Consider the following 24,390-nt stretch of genomic DNA (forward strand, 5'->3'; position numbering starts at 1 on the left):
GCCCAGCCGCGGTGGCAGCGCGACCCGGGTGACGCCGGTCAGCCGGTGGAGTTCAGCGGTTCGGCGGTTCGGCACCGTAGCGAAGCATCCCGTCCCGCCGCAGCCCGGTCTGCCGGGGTGGGGCGACAATCGTGCCCCACCCCGGCAGGCCGTCAGGTGGTGCAGAGGGAGCCGTTCAGGGTCCAGCCGGTGGGCGGCTGGTTGGTGCCGCCGTGGGTGCCCTGGAAGCCAAACGAGGCGGTGCCGTTCGGTGGGATCGAGCCGTTGTGGGCCGCGTTCCGGGCGGTCACCGTCGATCCGCTCTGCGTCACCGTGGCGTTCCAGCTGTTGGTGACCTGCTGACCGGTCGGGAACGAGAAGCTCAGCGTCCAGCCGTTGACGGCGCTGGTGCCGGTGTTGGTGACTGTCACGTCGCCGGTGAACCCGTTGTTCCAGGAGTTGGCCGCGTACGCCACCCGGCAGGCGGCCGTGCCACCCGGCGGCGGCGTACTGGCCGGTGGCGTCGTCGGTGTCGGGGTGGTCGGTGTCGGGGTGGCGGTGGGCGGCGGGGTGGTGGGATCGGTCCCGCCCGTGATGGCGAGTTCGTCAGAGCTGAACGTGCCGTGCGGCGGGTTGACGTCCGCCTCACCGCCGCCGCCGTCGCAGCTCCGGCTCGGGTTGAACATCAGGTACGTGCCCGACGAGCAGTTGCCTCCGGTCGGCCCGGCCGGTGGTTCGGCGTCGCCGCCGACCACCGCGCTGCCGCCGATGGTCACCCCGCCGTGGATGATCGCGTTGCCCTTGACGACCGCGTTTCCGTTGACGGTGCCGCCGTTGACCCAGGCCAGATCCTCGATCCGGGCGTTGCCGGTGACCGATCCACTGTAGACGGCGGCGCGCGGCCCGACGTACGCGGTCGAGGCCACGTTCGCGTTGCCGGCGACCCAGCCGCCGCCGTTGGAGTGCCAGCGCCCGCCGTTGGTGGCGGCCGGCTTCTGGTAGCCGGGCTCGTGGCCGGACGGAATCGCACCGGAAATACGGAACTCGTACGGGTAGCGGCGGTTCTTCGGCCAGCCGTCGAGGAACGCGTACTTCGGCACACTGCTGGCCGGGGTGCCGGTGACGACCAGGAAGACCTCGCGCTCACCGGGCTGGGTCTGGAAGCTGAGCTGGCCGGAGGTGCCCTGGGTCAGTGGCCCGTACCTGGGTGTGCCGTTGCGTACCGCGACGAACCCGAACGTCCAGCCGGTGGCGCCGGTCTCCGCGTGACCCTTCAGGTGCAGTCGGATCAGCGCGCCGTCGCTGTCCGGCACGAGCTGGATCTTGCTGTAGCCGTAGTCGGACGGCGCCATCGCGTCGGAGATGCGGTAGTGCCGGGCGCCCGCGTTGACCGCCTCGACCGGTACGCCCTTGTAGGCGTTGAGGAAACCGGCGCCGTAGACGCTGTTGATGAACGGCATGAAGTCGGCGCGGTTGGAGTAGTCCCAGGTGACGTTGTGCTGGGCGTACTCGCCGATGCGCCGGTTGAGTTCGGCCTGGTCGATGCCGGAGATCCGCCGGTACACCTCCAGCGGGTGTTCGGTGTTGCGGGCCTCGTTCCAGATCCGGTTGAACATCTCGATGCCGTCGCGGTCCTTGATGTACTGCAGCAGCATCCAGGCGCCGTAGTGGTGCCGGGACGAGGAGTAGTACAGGTTCTCGGTACGCAGCCAGCGGGTGAGGTCACCGGCGCCGCCGCGCGGGTAGACCTGCATTGCCATGAACTCGGCGCTGGCCTCCCAGAAGGTGCCGGCCGAGGCGTGCGTGAAGCCCATGCCGGAGCGGCCGAGGAATGTGTAGTTCTGCATCACGTGCCCCAGCTCGTGCGCCAGGCCCCATGAGCCGGGCTGCGCGGCACCGGGTGCGATGTTGATGACACCGACTCGGCCGTCGGTGGAGCCGCCGGTCGCCCAGGCGTCGAGCGCAGTCCGGTTCCAGGTACGCGTGACGATCACGATGATCTTGTGCTGGGCCAGCAGCCCGGTCTCCGGCGTGAACCGCATCGTGTTCACGTAGAACGAGTACAGGTTTTCGAGCTGGCTGAGGATGTTGTCCGGGTCGAACCGGTACTCGCCGGGCGCGGTGAGCGGGTTGGTGCCGGACTTCTCCCCCCAGAGCAGGATGAAGTTGGCTGACTCCCTGGTGCGGTTCGACGCCCAGGGCACCTCGCCGGTGCTCTGCCAACGCTCCGGAATCCAGACCGTCTTGGCCGCCGCTTCGGCGGCCGGCGCCAGTTGCGGCGCGACCAGCGTCGTCGTACTGGCTGCGACCAGTGCGAACGCGGCCAGCCAGCGACGCCATGCGGATCGAGGTTTCATCGTCGCATCCCTACGTGTCCGGGGCAGATACGGGTGTGGCCGCCGTGATCCCTGCCCGGATCAGGATGCGTGGAGTGGCCAGCCACCACATCTTGGGTGCGGCGCGCCGAAGCTGTCAAGCGATGGATCTCAATCGTTTGCGGTGCCTTGCGGTGACGGAGGCGATTGACCTACGTTGATGCATGAAGCCGGCTCCCGGGCGACCGTCTTCGTTATGACCCCTGCCCTCGGGAGCACCCATGCGCCTCACACGATTGCGCTCTGTCATCGCCGCCGTGGCCGTCTGTGTCGTCGGATCGGTCGGCGCCGTCACCGCCGTCACCGCGGCCTCCGCCGCCGCCGGATGCTCGGCGACCTACCGGATCGGGTCACAGTGGCCCGGCGGGTTCACCGGCACCGTCGACCTCACCAACCTCGGTGACCCGCTCGACGGCTGGGCCCTGACCTGGTCGTTCACCGCCGGGCAGCAGGTCAGCCAGGGCTGGAGCGCCGTATTCAGCCAGAGCGGGACCCAGGTGACCGCCCGCAACCAGAGCTGGAACGCCGGGCTCGGCACCGGCGCCCAGGTCAGCATCGGCTTCAACGCGTCGTGGAACAACTCGACCAACCCGGCGCCGACCAACCTTGCGCTCAACGGCGTCGCCTGCACCGGGGCGACCGCCCCGACGAGCGCGGTGCCGACGACCGGCGCGCCGACGACCGCGCCGCCGACCACCGCGCCGCCGCGTACCACCTTCACGAACCCGCTGAAGACGCGCGGCCCGGATCCGTGGCTGACGTACTACAACGGGTACTACTACCTGGCCACGACGACCTGGAACAACACGATCACGATGCGCCGCTCGCGCACGCTGGGCGGCCTGGCCACCGCGCCGGACACGCTGCTGTTCACGCTGACCCGCCCGAACGGTGCCGGCACGATGTGGGCGCCGGAGTTCCACCTGCTGGACGGGCCGAACGGGCGGCGCTGGTACTTCTACTACACCGCCGGCCGCGAGCCCTTCGACCTGGGCAGCCAGCGGATTCACGTGCTGGAGAGCGCGGGGTTGGATCCGATGGGGCCGTACACGTTCAAGGCGGACCTGCTCGACCCGACCGCGGACAACACCTGGGAGCTGGACCCCGGCATCCTGCAACTCAACGGCAATCTGTACCTGCTCGGGACGTTCTACAACGGGTCGCAGCCGATGTTCATCCGGCCGCTGTCCAACCCGTGGACCGCCAGTGGTACCCGACGGATCCTGTCCACGCCGACCTACAGCTGGGAGACGGTGGGTGGTGCGGTGAACGAGGGTGCAGAGGTGTTGCAGCGCAACGGCCGGACGTTCATCGTCTACTCGGCCAGCCACTGCTCTACCCCGGACTACAAGCTGGGCATGCTCACCTACAACGGTGGCGATCCGCTCAACTCGTCGTCGTGGGTGAAGTCGCCGCAGCCGGTGTTCCAGCGCAGCAACGCCAACGGCGTGTACGGGCCGGGCCACAACGGCTTCTTCACGTCGCCCGACGGCACCGAGGACTGGATCGTCTACCACGCCAACAGCTCGGCCAGCGGCGGCTGCGACATGAACCGCTCCACGCGCGCCCAGAAGTTCACCTGGAACGCCGACGGCACACCCAACTTCGGCACGCCGGTGCCACTCGGTGCGCAGCTGGCCGTACCGTCCGGCGAGCCGGCCGCCTGACTGCGGGCCGGGTAACCGAAAGGCTTTCGAAAAGATTTTCGTAACAGGGGGCGTCCGAGACTCGATGCATAGACCGTCGTCTTGACGCGCCTGTCCTGATGTGACAGATTGCCGAAAAGGATTTCGGGGCAGGTGCCCCAATGGGTCCCCGGCTGGTGGCTCCGACCTGTGCCCGGCTCGTCCGGGCCGCCAGCCGGCCCCAGGCGCCTGCGCGCGATGCTCGGGGGGCAGTGGTGGGGCGGCGCGTCCCGGTGTTCGTCGGCGACACGGGATCCGGGTGATTGCTGGAGAACACTGGAACTTGTACCCTCCGGCTCGTGGCCGGGTCCGTGGAAGCGCTGGAGCGCAGGATCGACGCCCTCCGGGCCGAGATCCGCCGCTCGGTGGTGGCCCGGGACACGGCCCGTGCGAAGGGACTCCGCGCCGAGCTGCGGGCCGCCGAGCAGGAGTGGGAAGCGGCCATCACCGAGCTGGCCGAGCAGGCCGGTGATACCGGTGATACCGGTGACGCGCCACCCGCCGCTGCCGGCCGGTCGTCCGGCGGTTCGCTTCTTCCGGTACGCGACCAGGTGCACCACGCCCTCACCCTGCTCTCGGTGCCGGCGGCGCCGAAGCTGGTCGCCGAGGTGCACGCCGCGTTCTTCGGCACGGCGGCGGCCGGTGCGCTGGCCGCCGGCAAGCTCACCCACCTGCGCCGGGATGAGAAGCGTTCGTTCTCCTCGGCGCCATACTCGCGGCCGTACTATCTCTGCGCGGCGCTGACCGCCGAGCACCTGGCACCGGCGCGCGGCCTGGTCGCGGTCTCCACCTGGCCGCTGGAGCGGCGGATCGTCGGCCCGCTCAGCCCCCGGGTCGACTTCCTCACCGCCGCCGTCCGGGTCGCCGAACGGGCCGGTACGGTGCCGGCCCGCAACGCCGCCCTGGCCCGGCTGGTGTGGCGGTTCGCCAGCAACATCCCCGGTGCGCTCGGCGTCGCCGGCCAGCGGGGCACAGTGGACCCGCTGACCGTGATCAGGGCCGCCGAGGCGGAGCGGGCGGTGCACGCCGACGCCGACGGGGCGCACCGGACGGCAGCGGCCGAGCGGGCTCGCCGGCAGCTCGACCAGGTCGACCAGCTCTTCGGCAACACGCTGCGGACACTTCCGGGCACCCTGACCCGGCGGGGCGGGACGATGCCGCGGGGCAACCCGACGGTCCAGGAGAAGACGGCATGACGAGCATCAGCATGGGCACCGGCAGGAGCACGGCCGAGCGGCTGGCCGCGATCCGGGGCGGTGCGAAGCCGAAGCGGCACAACGCCCGTACCATCGCCGCGCTGACCCGCAATCCCGGGTGTACCCGGCGGGCGGTGCTGGACACGGCCGGGGTGGACAAGCAGCGGCTTGCGGCGTATATCGACTTTCCGGCCCGGTTCGGGCAGTCCGGGTTCGCCATCGCCCGGGGCAACGCGTTCGAGGTGCAGGTGAAGGCGAGCGGCGCCGCCGAGCTGGTGAAACTGCTCCGGGAACGGCTCGGGCTGCCGATCCCCGAGGTGGCGTACGACGACCTGGAGACGGTGACCGGGCGGGAGAAGGAGACCCCGGAGGTCCGGTACGCCCGCTCCCGCGCCCTGCTGCTCCGGGCCGCCGCCGGGGAGGACGGCGCCGGCACGCTCTTCGACCACCCGCTGCTCGCACTGGACGTGGCCGGCCAGCGGGTCTATCTCGAACCGGACCTGATCGCCTTCCAGCACGAGGGGCGGTTCCACGTCGTCGAGATCAAGTCGTTCGCGGTGGTGGACGGGCAGGCCGACCCGGGCAAGGTGTCGGCGGCGGCGATCCAGTCCGCCGTCTATGTGCTGGCGATGCGCCAGATGCTGGCCGAGGCCGGGCACGACCCCGAGATCGTGGCGCACGATGTCGTGCTCGTCTGCCCGCGCGACTTCTCCAACCAGCCCACGGCGGTGCTGGTCGACGTACGCAAGCAGTTGGCCGTGCTGCGGCGGCAGCTCGGCCGGATGACGAAGGTCGAGGCGATGCTGGCCGCCCTGCCGCCGAACCTGAGTTTCGACCTGGCGCCGGACGCCGACGGGGTGCCGACCCGGGCCCCGGAGGCGCTGGTCGACGCGCTGCACACCATCGACGCCCGGTACGCCCCGGACTGCCTGTCGGTCTGCGAGCTGGCCTACTTCTGCCGGGCCGAGGCGCGCGGCTGCACCGCCGCGCTCGGCACCTCGGCCAGGGAGGAGTTGGGCGGGATCGAACGGGTCGAGACCGCGCTCGGGCTGGCGAAGGGTGAGCTGACCCCGGCCGAGGAGCAGGAGGAGGCGGCGACGCTGCTCCGGAACGCTGCCCGGCTCCGTGCCGAGGTGCTGGCGCCGGCTGGGGCGGCGGGATGACGCTGCGGACGCTGCCGCCCGGCCCTGCCGGGTTGGAGCTGTTGTCCAGCTCTGCCGGGTTGGAGCTGTTGCTCGGGTCCGCCGGGTCGGACATCCTCGGGCGCAGACTGTCGAGCTGGGTGCACAACCGGGGCACCCGCCTGGTCCCGGAGGCTCGGCTGGCGGCCGACGCTCGGGTGACAGCGGTTGCCGGGCCGGTGACGGGTGCCGGGGCGGTGGCGTGAGCACGTTGACCGCGCTGGCCAGGGCCGAGGCGGTGGCGGCCGGGCACGCCCAGCGGATCACGACGGTACGCCACCTGCACGTCGCGGACCGGCCGCTGGTCTTCATCCCGCTCAGCATGGCCGGCGAGGCGAACGCGCCACTGGCCGCGCTGGTCGGCACCGCGCCGGCCGACCCGAAACTGCTGGTAGTGCCGCAGCCGCGCAACCGGGACCAGCGGTTCGGCTTCGCCGCCGAGCTGGCCGAAGTGCTGCTGCCCTATCTGGACAGCTTCCGCGGTGTCACGGAGGCGGTCACGGCCAACCGGGGCAAGGAGGTCCGCTACCGGTACGTCGACGCGCCGCAGATGCTCGTGCCCAACTCGGCGGGGATCGGGTTCGTCCGGTTGTTCGGGCGGTCGACGCGGTTTCGGCGTACCGACGGGGACTATCCGGTGCATCCGTCGGTACCGTTGCTCGGGCAGTGGTTGACCTTCCTGGCGGACCGGGCCGAACACCCCGGCTCGGGGATGCTGCTGGCGATGACCGAGGCGCTCGGGCTGCACTGGGCGACCGGGCAGTCCGCGTTGGAGGACGCGCATCTGGCGGCGCTGCTGGCCTGGATCGACCCGGAGGACGGGCGCAGTGGGGCGGACGCGGCGGTGGTGGCCGAGGATCCGCTGCGCTGGCCGCCGGCCGGCCCGGCGACGGATCCGACCTTCGACAACGAGGTCCTGGCGCCGGCGATGGCCGGCTACGAGGAGGCGGTGGCGAGCGGAGACGAGCTGCGGCGAGGGCGGGCTCGGGGCGTACTCGAAGAAGCCGTGCGGTCCCAGCTCACGCCGACCTGGGAGCTGATGTGGCGGGGCGTCGCGCTGCTCCGGGAACTGCCGGTCGGATCGCGGGTGGACGGGCGCTGGGCCGAGGACCGGGACGTGTTCAGCAACTTCGCGCTCTACGTTGACGGGGGCGGCTATCCGCAGCCGCGCCGGGACGGGGCGGTCAACGCGGCGCAGCGACTGCACCGGCTCGAACGGGCATTGCAGTCGTACGCCGTACAGCGCGCCTACGACGACCCGCTGGTGATGGCCGACTACCGGCTGACCGGGGAGGCTTTCGTGGGTGAGGTGACGCTGGCGGACCCACACCGGATCGACGACAGCGGGAAGCGGCGGGTGCTGCGGCCTCGGATCCAGGTGACGACGGCCGATCCGGTGCAGGTGACGGTGGGGGCGGTGCTGCACTCGCCGAGCCGGCCGGGGCAGAAGGCGCGGGTGGTGTTCGTGGCGCCGGATCCGGCGTCGGGCCGGACGGACGTGGTGCTGGAGCTGTCGGGTGGGTTGGGGCGGTCGCTGAGCCCGGCGCCGGGGAGCGTGCCGGAGGTGGGGGACCGGCTCTGCTACACGACGCTGTCGGACTCGTTCATGCCGCCGGGGGAGTTCCCGAGCCGGGAGGAGACGCCGTGGACACACGGCGGGCCGCCGCAGGCGTACGAGGAGCCGGTGGAGCCGAGTGTCGACGATGCTCGGGAGGAGTGGTCGTGAGTTCTGCTGGCTTGCTGATGCCCCGTGGCGGGGCCGGGCGGTTGGTGCCGTCGCCGGGCGAGGCGGCGCGGCGGGTGATCGGAGAGGTGCTGGCCGACCTGCACAGCGGGGACCATCGTGGGGTGGTGGTCGACTCGCCGCCGGGGGCGGGAAAGTCGACGCTGGTGGTGCGGGCGGCGGGGGAGCTGGCCGAGGCGGGCGAGCCGCTGATCGTGATCGCGCAGACCAATGAGCAGGTCGATGATCTGATCGACCGGTTGGCGCAGGCCAAGCCGGAGCTGCCGATCGGGCGGTTGTCGGCAAACGAATACACGGCGACGGACCGGATCAAGAACTATTCGACAGTCCGGGTCGCGGCGAAGGTCGCGGACCTGGGCGGGTCGTCCGTGATCATCGGTACGGCCGCCAAGTGGGCGCTGGTGCCGGAGGGGCGCTGGCCGTGGGCGATCGTGGACGAGGCGTACCAGATGCGCTCCGACGCGCTGTTGCGGGTGGCGGGGCGGTTCGACCGGGCGCTGTTCGTGGGTGATCCGGGGCAGTTGGATCCGTTCTCGACGGTGGAGACGGAGCGGTGGACCGGACTGACCTGGGATCCGATGCAGTCGGCGGTGGCGGCGCTGCTGCGGCACAACCCGGATCTGCCGGTACACCGGTTGCCGGTGTCGTGGCGGCTGCCGGCGTCGGCGGCCCCGGTGGTGGCGGAGGCGTTCTATCCGTTCACGGGCTTCTCGGCGGGGACGACGGCGGACCAGCGGTCGTTGTCGTTCGCTGCGGCGGGGTTTGGCGGTGGGGCGGTGGACGAGGCGTTGGAGATGGCGGCGGCTACCGGGTGGGCGTTGTACGAGCTGCCGGCGCGGCACGCGTTGCGGACCGATGGGGAGGCGGCGGCGGCTTGTGCGCGGTTGGCGTTGCGGGTGTTGGAGCGGGGGGCGGTGGCGGTATCGGAGCGGGCGCCTGGGGGCGCGCCGGTTACCGCTGACCGGATCGCGGTCGGGGCGGCGCATCGGGACCAGGTGGCGGCGATCCGGGCGCAGCTCGGGGCGGCCGGGGCCGGCATCACGGTGGACACGGCGAATCGGTTGCAGGGACGCGAGTACGACGTGGTGATCGTGCTGCATCCGTTGTCGGGGCGGCGGGACGCGACGGCGTTCCACCTGGAGGCGGGGCGGTTGTGCGTGCTGGTGTCGCGGCATCGGCACGCGTGTGTGGTGGTGGCTCGGGCGGGGATCAGCGAGTTGCTGGACGCGCATCCGTCGACCGAGCCGGTGCACCTGAACGTACCGGTGAAGTTCCCGGACGGCTGGGAAGCGAACCAGGCTGTCATGGGGCACATCAGCGCTCACCAGCCTAAACGTTGATCGAATAGGCTCAACCTACTCGGTCATGTCTGACAATCGGCTCCGCCGCCCTGACGGGATTCTGAGCCTGAAGTTTGGCGACCGCCTGGTCTGTTCTGACGACATGAAGCGAGTCGGAGAAGTTCCCGCCACCGGAATCTGCCGCTGGCAGCCGTCGGCTGTAACAGATTGGGTGATGTGAACGTGGCGCCGGCTACCCGCAGTGCCTCCGCATTTCGTGCGTACCCGGGGTGAGAGGTCAACGCCGCCTTGGCGTACGGGGAGACGAGGATGGGCAGGCCGAGGCCGAGCACCTCGTTGAGGATGCCGAGCGCGAGTGTGTCGTTGATGCCGAGCGCCCACTTGTTGATCGTGTTGAAGGTTGCTGGGGCGACCAGCACCGCGTCTGCCTTCGGCAGCAGGTCCGGCTGGTCAGGCTTCCGGCGCTCGAAGCGGACGGGGTGGCCCGTCTGCTGCGCTAGGGCCTCCCGGTCAATCCAGCTCGCGGCTGTCGGTGTTGCGACCACCCAAACGGCCCAGCCGTCGTTCATCAGTAGATCGATAAGTTGATCAATCTGGAGCACCGGGGGAGCGGCGCAGACGACGAGGTACAGGACTGGTTGATCACTCATGACAGCAAGCCTGCTCGCTCGGCGAGCGGCCGGAGGCCGGGAGTGGCCGAGCGGCGTTCTTTGGACATGAGGTCGAGCAGCAGGGCTCGGGCCTGCACGTTGACGCGTACGGACTCGGGGGCGACTCGTTCCGCCTCCAGCAGGTGCAGTACCGCGAGCGAGCCGCCGTCGGAGGTCATAGCGGTGGCTGCTGCCAGGTCCAGGTGCACCTGAGCCCGTCGACCGACGAGCGCGGATGGTAGACACGAGGTGTCGAGCTTCGTACCGATCTCGATGGCTCGGCCGCCGTTGCCGGCCTTCACCGCTGCCGAAACGCTGTGAATCAGGACGTTGGTCGGGCCGAAGCCCGTCCAGAGCCGGTTTTGGTCCGTCTTAAGCTCTGCAGCCAAGTTCTGGCCCTCGGTCAGCCGGGCGTTGGCTGCTGGCGTCTGCCCTTGCCGTGCGGCGATGATGGCGGCCAGGAGCAGCAGGGCGCCGTGTGCGGAGAGCAGGTTGAGATCAGAGGTCCGTCTGTTCTGCGCCAACTGCTCGATGCTGCCCTGTGTCACACGGTCTGCTTCGTCCAACCGGCCCGGCAACCGCAGTAGTGCACAGGCAGCCTGATAGGCGGCGATGGACGCCAGCCCCAGGTCGTCGGCGACTCGTGCGGCGGTAGCTGCCCGATCGGCGGCCAGCAGTGCCGTGTCGCCATCTCCGATCTTCACGGCGACCTTCGAGGCCGCCAGGTATGCGCCGGCCAACAACCGAAACGCGCTGCTTCGCTGCGGCCACGAGCCTCTGTTCGTCAGCACGGTGGAGTGTCGGAGTAGTTCAGGCAGGAGGCGGGCAACGGTGCTGTAGCTCGCCCGGTGGTAGAGGGCGTGAATGCGGGTGACGTCGCGTCGTACCTCGGTGAGGGTGCGAGTGGGCCGCTCCGGCTGCGGCTCGGGCAGGTAGTCGGTGAGGAAGGCGCGTAGACCGCTGAGCAACTCAGCTCGGACGGCCGTCGAGGAGGAATGACGTGAGTCGTCTCCCATGATCTGTCCCCGTCGGATCGGTGTAACCACATCGCAGAGCATGTCGTCGAGCTGGTCCAGCGTGACCCGTAGCACCTCGGCGATTCGCGTCCGATGCCAGGGCTGCGGATCGGTCTCGGCGCTCTCCCACCGTACGACGGTCGACCGCTCCACCCCGAGGAGTTCGGCCAGCCGTTCCTGGCTGTACCCGAGCGCCTTGCGGCGCTGGCAGAGCCGGTGTCGTTTCAAGGCCACGGCAACCCCCTCCATACGCACGCCACTGTAGTGACACTCCGTCGATCGAGCAGATACCCGCATGCCTCAGTTTTGCGCCGGTCGGGCTCCCAAACCGCTGTAGTCCCTGCTCGCGTTCGTCGAAAAGGTGAAGTGGTGGCCCGGGGCGGGTGCTGGGCTCCGGTCGGTACGCCACGCGCGGTCGTGCCGGTCGTCCCCGCCCGCCTCGGCGCCAAGCCACCAACCTGTCAACCGAGGGAGGGTCATGAGCCAGGCCGGTGAGATGTTGGACGAGCTGCCGCTACCGCCGTACGTGACGGCCGAGGATGTCGGCTTCGCGGTACAGGCAATCACGGTCCACGCACCCGAGCAGTGGCCCTCCGGGCTGCTCTGCCGCAACGACCACGCCCCACACCCGTGCCGGCTGCACCGGTGGGGCCAACGCGTCCTCGCCCAACGCGGCCTCACCGACACCGAGACAACCGCCCTGCTCGCCCACTACCAGTCATCGGCGGTACGGCGATGATCTACCGATCCGGCGAACGCCTCCGCCCCGCCGTCATCCGCGTCGCGTCCGCCGTGATGCGCCGCCGCTGGCGCGGCCTCGATCCCGACGAGGTCTACGAATTCCTCCGCCTGGTCGCCACCGAGGTGGAACGCCTCGAAGGCGAGGTCACCACCGCGCGCAGCCAGGCCGAGCGCGTCCGCCAGGGCCTACGCCAATGGCAGGCCCGACACATCGGCTGCAAGTTCTTCGACCCACCCGCTGACCCCCAACCCCCACCACCTCCCCGAACCACCACCGGCATCCGGCGGCCCGTCGACAGCACCGGCCAGGGCCAGCAACCCCGCAATCGCGGCCACTGGTGAACGCCACCCCGGGCCCTGCGCCAACTGATCCGGCCCGACGCGGACGGCAGCGGCCCGAGCCTCCCGCCGCCGTTCCGCTGGCGGCGTCCTGCTCCGGCCGCCACGTCAACCGGTGTGAACGCCCGCGCTCTGTCGGGAAGTGGTCGTCGGCGCGACGTGACGTCGTCCTGGCAGACCGCCATCATGGTGGGTCCGACGGCCGACCGGGCCAACGGCCGTCAGGTGTCAGATGTCCGGATGCCGGCCGAGGAGGAACAGGATGTCGCCGCGACGCGCACGTACGACCTCGCTGCTAGTCGTCGCGCTTCTGCTCGGCGGTGTGGCCCTGGTCGCCGCCGCGGCGCTCCTCGCCACCTCCTCGCCAAGCCGCTATCGCGTCGCATTCACCGATGACACGGGCGGTTGCACGGCGTACCGGGCCGCCGGGACCGAGGCGTCCGCGACGGTCACCGTCACTACCAAAAACGTGTACTGGCCCCGGATCACCTCGAAACTGACCGTTCGGGTGCCGGCCGCCAGCCTGCTCGGGGCCAGCCTTGTCCACGCGGAGGATGATCCGCGACGCCGCACCGCCCTGCGCTGCCTACTCGGCATGGGCGATGCAGAACAGCGGAGTCACGAATGGCGTGACCAGCTTCCGGTCGTCAGTCAGCAGGGCGACCGGATCACCGTTGAGGACACGGTACGGACCGACGTCTCGTCCCAACCGGACAATCTGCGGCTCGGCCTGGCCACCCTGCGGATGGCGAACAACGGCCACTGGCGGCTGACGCTCCGAGCTCCGGAGGCGCTCGAACCGGCGAACTGGCAATCCGTCAAGATGATCGCGCCACGGAACTGGATTGTCTCGCCGCATCCGTGGCCGCCCGCATATACCCAGTCGGCCGAGGTCGGCTGGGATCGGCCGACCGGCGCGGAGAGCGACGGCTACCTGGCCTCGGTCGGACTCGATCTCGACGCGCAGACGCGTATTCTGCTCGCCACCCAGTCACCGCCGTGGCAGGTCCTGACCCTGGTGATGTACTGGTTCACCGGGCTGGCCCTGGCCCCACTGGCGCTCATGCTGACATACCGCGCCCGCCGCCGCTTCGCCGGTTCGACTCCGGGGGTGCCGCCGGATGATCCGGCCCCGTCGGCCGGCACGTCCATGCCGGTCGCAACGGCGCGGGCGGTCCGGCTGCTCCTGCCGACCGTGGCCCTCATGGTGGCGCAGGCCGTGGACACGCTCAGCAGGGACCGGGTCAACACGGCATTCAACCCCTCCGGCGAGTTGTACGACTGGGCGCTCGGCGTGCTCGCGGTGCTGGTCATCGGCGGGACGGCGGTCTGCTGGCATCTTCCTCCGCCTACGGTCGCCACCGTCGTGGCGGGCTGTCTCACCCTGCAGCTCGGCATCCAGATCGTCGTCGAGCAGGACTGGGCGGGGATGAGGACCGCCGACGGCGCCGAGGCGAGAGCCGTGCTCGTCCTCCAGTCCGGTGCCGCGTTCCTGGCCGGCGCGCTGTTCTTCACCGGACTCATCAACATGTGTCGGCTGCTCATCGTGCCGGGCGGCGCCGCCCGCCCGGCACGATGGACCTGGATCGTCGGTACGCTGGTTGCGGCCATACTGGTGGTGGAGCGGCTGATCATCGCCGACATCAACGCGGATCGACGTAACTGGCTGAGCGCCTGGTCCGACTCGCCGATCGACCAGTGCTGCCAGATGGGCTACTACCCGTGGGATCTGCTGGACGAGATGGTGTGGCTGTTGCTCGCCGTCGCCACGATCGCGATCTACAACCTGCTCCGCGCGCAGTTGCGCACCGGGGCGACGGAACCGGACCTCGTCCTGGTCACCTTTCTGTTCGTCCTGGGACCGCTGGTCTGGGAGGTCGACATCCTCGGGGTCTGGCTTCCCCTGTGGCCGCTGAGCTGGCTCCTGCTCTGGCTGACCCTGAGGGGCACGCCGCCGCTGGACCGGCCTCTGCGCGACGGCCAGACGATGCGCGTCCTGCTCGACACGTACTCGATCCCCGAACTGCGGGCCCTCGCGAGCCGGTGGCGGCGGCTGCGCCAGCGTGGGCGAGCCCTCGACCGGGCGTTCACCAGGGGCGAGGCGACGGTCGCCGACTACCACCAGGCCGGCACCGGCCCGAGACCCGACGGCATCGAGTACGGCGTGGCCATGGGAACCGACGCCCTGGCGGTACGTGCCGACGCCGGGATCTACCACCAGTTCCTGCGTCCGAACGCCGGAGCGACCCCGGTCGACCTGGTAATCGCCCTGGGGCCAGGTACGACGCCGTTGGGCAACGCCCGAATCGCGATGAGGGTCATGCTCTGGCTCAGCCTGCCGGCCATCGTGCTCACGGTCTGGCTGAGCTGGCGGGCGTACCCGCTGATGACCTCGGACCATCAGTCCTCGGTACTGGTCGCGCTCGGCGCGGACGTCATCTGGCAGGCCGTCACATTCGTGTTCACCGGAGCCGTCCTCGGGCTGTTGTGGCGGCGGCTGCCGTTCCGTCGGGGGCCGCTCAAGGCATTGCCACTCCTGCTCGTCCATGCCGTCGTGACACTGGTCCTGCACCTGAACCCACGGCTGCTGGTCGGCGTGCCGGACAACCTCGCCATCATCAACTTCGCGCTCTTCGCATCCGTCGTGATGTCGACGGCACTGGTGATGGACTACCTGTCGCTGCGTCCCGACGGCCAGTGGTGGGCCCGTCCCCAGCATGCCCTTCTCGCCGCGTACGGCGCCGAGAACATCTCGGCTCAGTTCACGTTCCTGCTTGCCCAGGCGGCGGCCGTGCTGGCGATCGTCGCCTTCATCGACGGCAACGGCGAGGTCCCGTCGTATCCGAGTATCGACCCGTTCCATTTCGGCCGGTGACCGGCGGGATCGACGATCACCTCATCCGGATCGGCGGCGGGGGTGGCGACGCGCGACCCGGGCGACCGGGCAGGCGCTGACGCGGTCCCGTCCACCGGCTGCCGCCAGCGGTGCTTGCCGGCCCGGTGCCGCCCGGCCGATCCCGGGACGTGGCCGTGCCACCGAGTCAGGCATCACAGGTCATCGATGACGAAATGTGCCAGGATAGTCGTACATGGATGGCCGAGCTGCGGGGAGGACTTCGTGGCGTTATGGCGCGTCATGGATCTGATTCAGCTTGAAGCGGGGCACGTCCTCAGCCGGTCGTCCGCTCCCGGCGTGTACGTCACCGAGTATTGCGAGACAGTCCACACCGCCACCCGTCCCGAGCAGGACAAGGCAGAACACCACATCCGCTGTGGTCACTGCGGCGACGCCGTGCCGTTCACCGTCTATTCCGTCGCGCTGACCCGTCGCTATCGCCTCTCCGCGTACGGCTTCGGGGCCTTCCTCCTGGTCGTCGCCGTCTTGGTCTACACCGTCGGCATCGACGCCGTGGTCGGGGCCGATAGCCCGGTGTGGGCGCTGCTGCTCGCCGGCGCGGAGATAGTCCTGATCCTGCTCGCCGTCCGGGTCCTGTTGCACGCCGCCGTCTTCGAGCACGGGGTGCGGTCGCCGATGCTCTGGCGCGGCGGGGAGGTGCCGCGCGACGGGCACTTCGCGATGATCGACCCGCACCTCGGCCGGAAGCCGTCGGCCCGCAACGGCCGGATGATCTCGTCGGTCCACCGCCACCCGCCCGACGACCAGCTCCCGGTCTCCGGCGCCGACTGACCGACCCCGCCGGGGGCGACGACATTACCGGCCGGAAGGCTGGCCCGGCGGCGGGCCCGGTGGCGCCGGACGGTACTCGCGACGGAGGAACACCCGGCGGGCGTCGTCCGAGAAGTTGACCACCCGCCATCCCTGGGCCTCCAGCAGCTCCGCTGCGGCGAAGGACGTCTGGAGCACACTCGTGCCCAGCCCGCCGAAGCTCTCGATGCAGACGAACGTCAGCGGATAACCGTGCAGTCGTACCTGCCCGGAGAGGATGTCCGTGGCCTTGAACCCACGGGGTGGCGGGGGCGGCGCCGGCATCGTCATCCGCCCACGATAGATGTCCGGCGCGATCCGCCCCGGTACGAACTGTCAGGATCGGGCCACGGGTTGGCGGAGGATGGTCCGCAGCTTTGCCGGCTCGGTCTTCCGCGGATCGCTCAGGTAGATCTCGTGGTGCCGCCCGTTGTGGGTGAGGCCGTTGGCCGGCATGAACTCCTGGTGCAGGCGGGCCAGCACAGGACCCTCCTCGTCGTACGAGCCGACGTGCAGGACCTGCACGGACAACCCCTCCGCGTACCGCTCGAAACGTAACCGGTCGAGGGCCGGCAGGGCCTTCTTCGCGGCGGTCAGCTCGATCGCCTGCTCCACCATCGCCGCGCTGACCCACTCGGGTTGGGTGACCATCATGGTCCACTGCCACTCGTGCTTGTCGCGGGTGACGAAGACGCTCGGGTCGTCGGCCGACCACAGCCCTTCCAGCGGGCCGACCACGTAGTCCCGGCCGAGCTGTTGCTTGCTGGCGAACTTCACCGCGTACGAGACGGCGTAGAGCGCGGCCACGGCGTCCTGGTACGACATCGACGTGTTCGGGTCGCCCTTGCCGTCGATCATCAGGAACGGCAGCTCCGGCACGTCCACGAGTGCGAACCTGCCGGCCCGGGGGAGGTAGAGGTCCTTGCGGTCCCGTTTGATGTCCGACTTGGTCATGGCCATCTCCAGGTTTCCTGTCGTGCTGGCGATCCAATCCTGCTCGGCTCGCAACTGCCCGAGGCTGTAGTCGAAGATGGCGGCCACGAAGTCGGGTACCGGCTCCTGGGCCGCCCGGGCAGCCTGGACCGCGGCGAGGCGCTCCGCCACCTGGGTGCCGCGTTCCCGCAACGCGTCGACGACGTCCCGTGCGTCGAGGACCGGGCTGTTGGCGATGCCGACGAGCACCGACGGATGGCTCGGGCGCAGCTCCGCGATGGCTCGCCGGGTCGCCGCCGCCAGTTCGCGCATACCGGCCGGCGTCGCGGTGTAGACGCGGCGACCCTTTGCCGACCCGTCCGGCCGGGTGCTCGACACCAGGTCGCGTGCCTCCAGCCGACCCAGCACGTAGTAGATCGAGGAAAAGCCCAGCGCCGTCCACTGCCGTACGCCGCGCGCGTCGATCACCGCCTCCAGTTCGTAACCGTGCCGGGGACGTTCGGCGACCAGCCCGAGCACGGTCAGCTCGGCATCGGTGAGGGAGTCGGGCACCGGGGTATTCTAGTACTAGAATCCCTACCTCCGTCGACAGCCGATCGGCCGCCCACCCGCCGGGGCGGATCTGCGGTCCCCGGCCGGTCGGCACGTACTGTCGGCGGATCGTCCTGCCCGGGCATGGCAAGGCCAAGCACACGATCGGCCCTCCGGCTTCGACGCCGGTTGCACGCCGCTCCCGGCCCCGCACGGGGTAACCGCACGGGGCCGGGGCGGCGGCATCGCGGCTACCGGGCCGCCGGGGCGTACCGGTAGGCGCGGATGATCGTCTGGGTCACCGCGTTGCCGGCGCTGTCGGCGGCGCTGGCCCGCAGCGAGACGTATCCGCTGCCGGCCGGCGTCCGCACCTGCGCCGCGCCGTCCTGCACCGTCGCCGGCCGCCAGCTCGCGCCGTCGTCGAACGACACCTCGACGGTACGCCGGACCAGCGTGCCGACCCGCGCCCCCGGCTGTGCCGCCACCACCACCGGTACGGCGTGCAGCCGACCCGCCGGTGCCGAGTTCTGTGCGTCCAGCTCGGGCGCGAACCGGACCACCCAGACCGGCAGCGACTCCGGAGCCGTCCCGGCGACCGTCCCGGAGCGGAACGTCCAGGCCAGCTCGGTCCGGGTCGACAGCGCGAACGGCTCGGTCCGCTCGGCCCGCACCTCCAGCCGGTACGCCCCGTCGCCGGCCGGCGCCTCGATGCTGCCCCATGGCCCGTCCGGTACGCCGCCGACCCGCGCACCGTCCTTGAACAGGGCCACCTCGCCACCGGCCAGGGCGCTGTCCCCGGGCCGCCCGGCCCCGTCGCCGTGCAGCGGCACGCCGACCGTGATGGTGTTCCCGAGCCGACTCACTCCGGGCCACTCGCCGTCGGTGGGCGGCAGCACCGGCCCGAACACGGCCCGGTTCCACCGCTCGACGTACGTCCGCCCGGCCTGGTACGCCGTCTCCGTCACCGTCGTCACCCGGGAGACCGGCTCGTCGGCCACCCATTCGAGGAAGTCGCCCCCGACCTCCACCCCCGGATCGGTGTTGTAGTACTCGGTACGCCGGAACGGCAGCCGGAACCGCAGTTCCGGCCCGAAGTTGCCGACGCCGAGATCGGCCAGCCCGTTGCGTACCCGTTTCGTGCCGATCGTCGCCGCGCCGGACCGGGCGAAGTCGGCGCATACCTCGGCCAGTTCGCGGTCGGCGACAGCGCGCTGGTAGCCGTGCGTCATCCGGCCCCGGACGGGATAGAAGAGCGAGTAGAGGTACGGGCTGTCGTCGGTGCCGCCCGCCGCGTCGGCCTGGGCCCACTGGCCGGCGACGATCGAGGTGAACCGGTCGGTCGTGGTGTCCGGCCCGATCCGCCCGGTGAACAGGTTGCCGAACGATTCACCCAGCACCACCACCCCGGCCGTCCCACCCGGCCGCTCGGTGTACGCCGCCACCTCGGCGGTGACCTGCCGGGCGGACGGGCGCGGCACGGTCACCGACACCGGCCGGGCCAGCCGGGCGTCGAGGGTGACCGCACGCGGCCGGTCGACGACGAGATCGGGCTGGGCGAGCAGGGCGGCCGAGGTCGGTACCGGGTCGGGCTTGCCGTCTCCGTCGGCGTCGCCACCGCCCGGGCCCAGCGGGGTCTGCACCATGCCGGCCAGCGTGTAGTGGCCGGCCGGCACCCGGACGGTCACCACACCGTCCCCGTCGTCGTCGCCCCGCCAGCCGAACTGCACGGTCGCACTGTCCCGCTTGGTCAGTTGGGTGCTGAACGACGACGACGCCGCGCCGGCCCGGTCCAGGTGGGTCAGCGTCACGTCGTAACTCTCGACCTCCCGGTGCACCGCGACCGGGGTACGCACCACCAGCTCACCGGCGGTCGCGGTCAGCCAGCCGCCGAGGTGGCCGTCCGGCCCGGGGACCCGGGTGTCGGCACTGACCCGCACCGTCGCCGTGCCGCCGGCCGGTACCAGTACCGACGGCGGGTCCACGGTGAAGGTACCGGCCGGCAGCGGGGTGCCGTCCGGACCGTACGTCTCGGTCGCCAGCGTCAGGGTCACCGGGGCCGAGCCGGAGTTGGTGTAGCTGAGGTCCTTCACCTGCACCGGGTCGTCGGAGTGCGGCCACGCCTGCCGGGCGAAGCCGATCCCGCCCGGCGCGGCCGTCACCGGCTGCCGGACCGCCCGGGCCAGGTCGAGCCGCCCGGCGCCCTGGGCGTACACGCCGTGGTCGGGGTTCGGGGTGGCCGAGGCCATCAGTGCCGCCTTGAGCTGCTGGCCGGACCAGTCCGGATGCCGCTGGGCCAGGATCGCGGCGGCCCCGGCCACGTGCGGTGCGGCCATCGACGTGCCGGAGAGGGTCGTGTAGCCGTCGCCGGGTGCGCCGGGCACGTCGACCGCGTCCCGGCCCCGAGCCGCCTCGATGCCGACCCCGGGTGCGGTGATCTCCGGCTTCAGCCCGTCGTCCGGCGCGTTCGGCCCGCGCCGGGAGAAGTCCGCCACCGCGTCCGCGTCGTCCACCGCGCCGACCGTCAGGGCCGCCTCGGCGGTGCCGGGTGACGAGATCGCCCCCTCGACCACCCCACCGTCGGTGTTGCCGGCCGAGACCACGAAGAGCGTCCCGTACTGCTCGCTGAGGGACTGCACCGCCGCCTCGACCGGGTCGACCACGGCCGGGTCGTCCTCGCCGCCGAGGCTCAGGTTGACCACCTTCGCCCGCTGGTCGGCCGCCGCCCATTCCATCCCGGCGAGGATCCACGACTCGGGGCAGCCCGGCAGCCCGCAGACCTTGCCGTCGAGCAGCTTCGCCCCGGGCGCCACCCCGGTGAACCGGCCGGCACCGGTGCCGGCGACCGTCGCCGCCACGTGCGTACCGTGGCCGGAGAGGTCGGCGTCGGGCTCGAAGCCCTCGGTGAAGTTGCGCCGCGCCACCACCTGGCCTTCCAGGTCCGGGTGGCTGTCGTCGATGCCGCTGTCCAGCACCGCGACCGTGCTGCCGGCGCCGCGGAACCCGGCGGCCCAGGCCGCCGGGGCGCCGACCCGGGGCACACTGACGTCGAGCGCCGGCTGGCGGAGCCCGTCCAGCCAGATCTTCCCGACGCCGTTCCGGAGGGTACGCGTCGATGCCTCCCCACCGCCGACCAACGCGCGCCAGGACTCGGCCGCGCCACCGTGCGGCTGCCGTACCGCCACGCCACCGACCACCGGCAGGTCGCGTACCTTCTCCAGCCCGGCGATGCCGCCGACGTCCGGGGCGCCTCCCGAACCGCCGCGCCGGTTCGAGGCGTCCGGGGCGGCGGTCACGATCAGCGGCAGGTGGTTCCGCCGGTCGTATCCGGACTCCACCAGCCCGGTCACCTCGAAGAGCCGTGGATCGAGCCGACCGGCCGCCAGCAGCGGTACGGCGTCGCTCGGCAGCACGCTCACCCGACCCCGGTCGGTGGTGGTCACGAACCGCACCCCGGCCCGGCCGGATCCGGGTCGTACGGACACCCGGCCGCCGGGGTACACGGTGACCCGGTCCCCGGTGACCAGGGTGACCGTCCGCTCCCCGCCCGGGGCGGGTCGGGGTGTCCCAGCCGGTGGCGGCGGGGCGGCCAGGCCGTCCCCGGGTACGGCGACTCCCGCCGCCAGCACCGTGACGGCCAGCAGGCCGGCACCGAAGCCTCTCGGCAACCTCATGCGCGTTCCTCCGTTGTCCGACGTTGTCCCCTGTGGAAGGGGGCGACCCCGACGGCCGGCCGGCGCCGGTCGAGCGGATCACCCTCTTCACGACAGCGCGGTCGGAAAGGTTGCCCGCCGCCGATCGCCCGAGCCGTGCGCGTGCGGTTCCCGGGAGCGTCATCGAGACCGAGCGGCATGCTGTGCCGGCGGTCGGCCGCCCGGTGAGGTTTCACGCCGAGTTCGGGTGCTGTTGCCCGCCGGCCTGACCGGTGTTCGCCCGGCCGGCACGTACTGTCGGCAAACCGTCCCGGTATCCGAGGAGGACGATCATGCGACAGAGCCCGAGCCGGCGCGGATTCCTCCAGGGCGCCGGACTGGTCGGGGCCGGGCTGGTCAGCGGCGCCACCACCGGCGCTCTGCTGCCGGCCGCCACGCTGGCCTGGCGGCGGATCGGTGACGACGGCGACCGGGACACCGACCCCGACTCGCCCCGGTTCACCCTCGCCGTCATCCCGGACACCCAGTATCTCTTCGACGGTGACCAGGGCGACAGCGCGCCGCTGGCGGCGACACTGCGCTGGATCGTGGCGCACCGGGCGGAGCGGAACATCGCCTTCACCGCCCACCTCGGGGACATCGTCGAGAACGCGGCCGCCGCCGAGCTGGCCGAGGCGGGCCGGGTCTTCGAGATCCTCGACCGGCGCCGGGTGCCGTACAGCGTGCTGGCCGGCAACCACGACATCGACGCGTCCACCACCGACCAGCGTGGACCGAGCTCCTACCTGGAGGTCTTCGGGCCACACCGGGTACGCCGGCTGCCGACGTACGGCGGGGCCACGGCGGACGGCTACAACACGTACCACGTATTCTCCGCCGCCGGGCGCGAGTGGCTGCTGCTGGCGCTGGACTGGCGGCCGTCGGACGGCACGCTCGACTGGGCGAGGTCGGTGCTGGCGGCGCATCCGACCAGCCCGGCCATCCTGACCACCCACGACCTGGCGGACGCCGACCCGACCGGGGCGACCTGGCTCTCCGAGCACGGCCAGCGGCTCTGGGACCGGCTGGTCGGTGGCAGCGACCAGATCTTCCTCACCCTCAACGGGCACTACTGGCCGCCGGGCCGGCTGGTGCTGCGCAACGCCGCCGGGCGGGACGTGCAGGTGCACATCACCAACTACCAGAACCGCTACTACGGCGGCGGCGGGATGGTCCGGCTGTACTCGTTCGACCTGGCCCGGAACACGATCGACGTCGAGACGCTGTCGCCGTGGATCCTCGGCCAGCCGGCGGAGCGGCGCAACGCGCTGGCCCGGCGGGAGATCGAGCTGACCGACCCGGCCAACCGGTTCAGCCTGGCGGTCGACTTCGCCGACCGGTTCGCCGGCTTCGCCCCGGTCACCCGGCGCCCGCCGCGCGGGCCGGCCGCCGTGGTCGGCGACGGCACCGTCGCGTACTGGCGGTTCGACCAGGGGCGCCCGGACGGCGAGACGGTGCCGGACGGGTTCCGGGTCGAGGATCTCTCCGGCCGGGGCAACCACCTGACCCGGCTCAGCCTGCCTGGCAGCCCGCCGGAGGCGCTGCGCTGGTCGGCCGAACACCACGACGACCAGCCGGCCCACGCGAGCCTCTTCTTCTCCGGCGGCCTCTCCGGCGGCCGTCAGCCGGCCCAGGGCGGTTACCTGCGTACCGTCGACAGCGCACCGCTGAACGCGGCGACGTTCGCGCACGGTTACACGGTCGAGGCGTTCGTGAAGCTGCCGGCCGACGTCTGGGAGAGCGGCTCGGACGGGATGGGCATCCTGAGCCGGTTCGGTGCCGGCCGGGACGCCGGCAAGACCGGGGCCGACCCGGCGGAGCCGATCGCGCTGCTCGGGCTCTCCGCCGGGATGATGCTGAAGTGGGCCGTCTTCCCGGTCGACCTGGACGGCATCGTCGCCAACTGGGGGCACGAACTGCCGGCCGGGGAGTGGTGCCACGTCGCGGTGGTGAACGACGGCCGGCTCAGCACCCTCTACGTCGAGGGCGCGCGGCTGCTCCGCAACCCCTCCGTACCGGTGTCCGGGCTGGCCACCTCCGGCGAGCCGTGGCTGGTCGGGGCGGGCCACCACGACCGGATCGTGCGGCAGGGCTTCTACGGGTGGATCGGCGACATCCGGATCGCCGACCGGCCGCTCCCGGTGGACCGCTTCCTCCGGGCCTGACCTCCCCGGCACCGCCCCGGGTGGCGGGGCGCTCGATATCCGTTCGGATATCAGCCCAGCTCCAGGCGGGCGGCGGCGGTCAGCGGGCGCGCAGGGACTCGACGGCGGTCCGGGCCGCCTCGCCGATCGCCAGGTCGACGTCGATCCGGCGGGTGGCCAGCCGCCGGGTCCGGGCGAAGACCGCGATCGCGTACCGGCCGCCGTCCGGGTACTCCGCGACCCCGGCCTCGGCGTGCAGGCCGGGCAGGGTGCCGGTCTTCGCCGCCACCCGTACGCCGGGCGGGAAGCCGGAGGCGATCCGGGTCCAGAAGAGCTGCCGGCCCATCAGTTCCCGGACCAGCGCACCCGCCGGGGCCGGCGCCGCCTCGTCCCGCCAGATCAGTCCGAGCAGCCGGGTGACGTCCCGGGCCGTGCTGGAGGTGGTCCGCTCCGGGTCCTGCACCCGCATCGCCCGGATCCGCTCCTCCGGCAGCAGCGGGAAGATCTGCGCGAACTCGGCGTCGTCCCGCGCGCCGACGTCGGCGTACATGGACTCCAGCAGTTGCCGGGGCCCACCGAGGATCCGGGTACGGGTCAATCCCAGCTCGGCGGCGAGCAGCGGCAGCACGTCCGGACCGACCCGGCGCAGCAGCAGGTCGGCGGCGCTGTTGTCGGTGACCGTGATGGCGAAGTACGCCAGGTCCCGCAGCGACACCTCGACGTCGTCGGCACAGCCGGCCGTACCCCAGCCGCCCAACCGGTCCTCGGCGCGCACGACCACCCGCTCGGTCGGGTCGAGCTGCCCGGCGGCGGCCTGCCGGGCGAACTCCAGGACCAGCAGGATCTTGAAGATCGAGGCGAGCACGACCTGGTCGTCGGCGCCGATGCCCAGCTCGGCCCCGCTGTCGATGTCGGTGACGTGCAGCCGGGCGTCGACCCCCACAGCGTCGAATATCCGGGTGATACGTCCGGTCGGCACCTGGCGACGATAGCCGGCCGGCGGGCGGCTCCGATATCCGAACTCATATCATCGTCCGGGTGGACCTGGCCCGGCACCTTCGGCAGTTCGTGGTGGTGGCCGAGGAGCTGCACTTCGGTCGGGCCGCCGAGATCCTCGGCATTGCCCAGCCGCCGCTGAGCCAGTCGATCCAGCGGCTGGAACGGGAGCTCGGGGTTCGGA

At 71.4% G+C, this 24,390-nt stretch carries 19 protein-coding genes; 12 read left to right on the top strand and 7 right to left on the bottom strand.

Going from position 1 to position 24,390, the window contains the following annotated elements:
• Positions 1-152: 152 nt before the first annotated feature.
• Positions 153-2,336, bottom strand: a complete 2,184-nt coding sequence (locus AAH979_RS27370; protein WP_346260994.1) for a DUF6055 domain-containing protein — start codon at positions 2,334-2,336, stop codon at positions 153-155.
• Positions 2,337-2,575: 239 nt separating this feature from the next.
• On the opposite strand from AAH979_RS27370, the gene AAH979_RS27375 reads away from it, so the two are divergent.
• From AAH979_RS27375 to AAH979_RS27400, 6 genes are all read left to right on the top strand, one after another.
• Complete coding sequence (locus AAH979_RS27375) at positions 2,576-4,021, top strand: family 43 glycosylhydrolase (protein ID WP_346260995.1); 1,446 nt, start codon at positions 2,576-2,578, stop codon at positions 4,019-4,021.
• A 317-nt stretch (positions 4,022-4,338) separates the two neighbouring features.
• Positions 4,339-5,235, top strand: a complete 897-nt coding sequence (locus AAH979_RS27380) for a hypothetical protein (protein WP_346260996.1) — start codon at positions 4,339-4,341, stop codon at positions 5,233-5,235.
• Positions 5,232-6,398: a hypothetical protein gene (locus AAH979_RS27385; RefSeq protein ID WP_346260997.1), complete on the top strand. Its 1,167-nt coding sequence runs from the start codon at positions 5,232-5,234 to the stop codon at positions 6,396-6,398. Before AAH979_RS27380 ends, AAH979_RS27385 begins: the two co-directional genes overlap by 4 nt.
• Positions 6,395-6,622: a hypothetical protein gene (locus AAH979_RS27390; RefSeq protein ID WP_346260998.1), complete on the top strand. Its 228-nt coding sequence runs from the start codon at positions 6,395-6,397 to the stop codon at positions 6,620-6,622. Before AAH979_RS27385 ends, AAH979_RS27390 begins: the two co-directional genes overlap by 4 nt.
• Entirely contained in the window at positions 6,619-8,142 is a 1,524-nt protein-coding gene (locus AAH979_RS27395) for a hypothetical protein (RefSeq protein WP_346260999.1), read from the top strand. Before AAH979_RS27390 ends, AAH979_RS27395 begins: the two co-directional genes overlap by 4 nt.
• Positions 8,143-8,159: 17 nt before the next feature.
• Positions 8,160-9,500 carry an AAA domain-containing protein gene (locus AAH979_RS27400; protein ID WP_346261020.1) on the top strand — a complete coding sequence of 447 codons (1,341 nt, stop codon included), beginning with the start codon at positions 8,160-8,162 and terminating at the stop codon, positions 9,498-9,500.
• 23 nt (positions 9,501-9,523) lie between these two features.
• On the opposite strand, the gene AAH979_RS27405 is transcribed toward AAH979_RS27400, so the two are convergent.
• Positions 9,524-10,111, bottom strand: a complete 588-nt coding sequence (locus tag AAH979_RS27405; protein ID WP_346261000.1) for a flavoprotein — start codon at positions 10,109-10,111, stop codon at positions 9,524-9,526.
• Positions 10,108-11,376 carry a helix-turn-helix transcriptional regulator gene (locus tag AAH979_RS27410; protein ID WP_346261001.1) on the bottom strand — a complete coding sequence of 423 codons (1,269 nt, stop codon included), beginning with the start codon at positions 11,374-11,376 and terminating at the stop codon, positions 10,108-10,110. The genes AAH979_RS27405 and AAH979_RS27410 overlap by 4 nt, the downstream gene beginning before the upstream one ends.
• Positions 11,377-11,605: 229 nt before the next feature.
• Between AAH979_RS27410 and AAH979_RS27415 the strand changes: the two genes are divergently transcribed.
• The 4 genes from AAH979_RS27415 to AAH979_RS27430 all read left to right on the top strand — a co-directional run bounded on the left by AAH979_RS27415 (position 11,606) and on the right by AAH979_RS27430 (position 15,895).
• On the top strand, positions 11,606-11,866 hold the full coding sequence (locus tag AAH979_RS27415) for a hypothetical protein (RefSeq protein WP_346261002.1): 261 nt from the start codon (positions 11,606-11,608) through the stop codon (positions 11,864-11,866).
• Positions 11,863-12,210: a cell division protein DivIVA gene (locus tag AAH979_RS27420; protein WP_346261003.1), complete on the top strand. Its 348-nt coding sequence runs from the start codon at positions 11,863-11,865 to the stop codon at positions 12,208-12,210. Before AAH979_RS27415 ends, AAH979_RS27420 begins: the two co-directional genes overlap by 4 nt.
• Positions 12,211-12,469: 259 nt before the next feature.
• Positions 12,470-15,082, top strand: coding sequence for a DUF6185 family protein (locus AAH979_RS27425; protein ID WP_346261004.1), 2,613 nt, complete (start codon positions 12,470-12,472; stop codon positions 15,080-15,082).
• 261 nt (positions 15,083-15,343) lie between these two features.
• Positions 15,344-15,895 (top strand): hypothetical protein, encoded by a 552-nt coding sequence (locus AAH979_RS27430; protein ID WP_346261005.1) that lies wholly within the window; start codon positions 15,344-15,346, stop codon positions 15,893-15,895.
• A 24-nt stretch (positions 15,896-15,919) separates the two neighbouring features.
• Here AAH979_RS27430 and AAH979_RS27435 read toward each other — a convergent pair whose 3' ends face one another.
• The 3 genes from AAH979_RS27435 to AAH979_RS27445 form a co-directional block, all read right to left on the bottom strand.
• A complete protein-coding gene (locus AAH979_RS27435; RefSeq protein WP_346261006.1) occupies positions 15,920-16,204 on the bottom strand; it encodes a hypothetical protein in 285 nt (94 codons plus the stop codon).
• A gap of 45 nt (positions 16,205-16,249) precedes the next feature.
• Entirely contained in the window at positions 16,250-17,398 is a 1,149-nt protein-coding gene (locus AAH979_RS27440) for a GyrI-like domain-containing protein (RefSeq protein ID WP_346261007.1), read from the bottom strand.
• 230 nt (positions 17,399-17,628) lie between these two features.
• On the bottom strand, positions 17,629-21,048 hold the full coding sequence (locus AAH979_RS27445; RefSeq protein ID WP_346261008.1) for a S8 family serine peptidase: 3,420 nt from the start codon (positions 21,046-21,048) through the stop codon (positions 17,629-17,631).
• 311 nt (positions 21,049-21,359) lie between these two features.
• On the opposite strand from AAH979_RS27445, the gene AAH979_RS27450 reads away from it, so the two are divergent.
• A complete protein-coding gene (locus AAH979_RS27450; RefSeq protein WP_346261009.1) occupies positions 21,360-23,231 on the top strand; it encodes a LamG-like jellyroll fold domain-containing protein in 1,872 nt (623 codons plus the stop codon).
• 79 nt (positions 23,232-23,310) lie between these two features.
• On the opposite strand, the gene AAH979_RS27455 is transcribed toward AAH979_RS27450, so the two are convergent.
• Entirely contained in the window at positions 23,311-24,189 is an 879-nt protein-coding gene (locus tag AAH979_RS27455) for a serine hydrolase (RefSeq protein ID WP_346261010.1), read from the bottom strand.
• A gap of 59 nt (positions 24,190-24,248) precedes the next feature.
• On the opposite strand from AAH979_RS27455, the gene AAH979_RS27460 reads away from it, so the two are divergent.
• On the top strand, positions 24,249-24,390 hold a 142-nt coding region (locus AAH979_RS27460; RefSeq protein WP_346261021.1), incomplete at its 3' end, for a LysR family transcriptional regulator.

Origin of the sequence: Plantactinospora sp. ZYX-F-223 (genome assembly GCF_039649625.1) — a bacterium.
Taxonomy (GTDB): domain Bacteria; phylum Actinomycetota; class Actinomycetes; order Mycobacteriales; family Micromonosporaceae; genus Plantactinospora.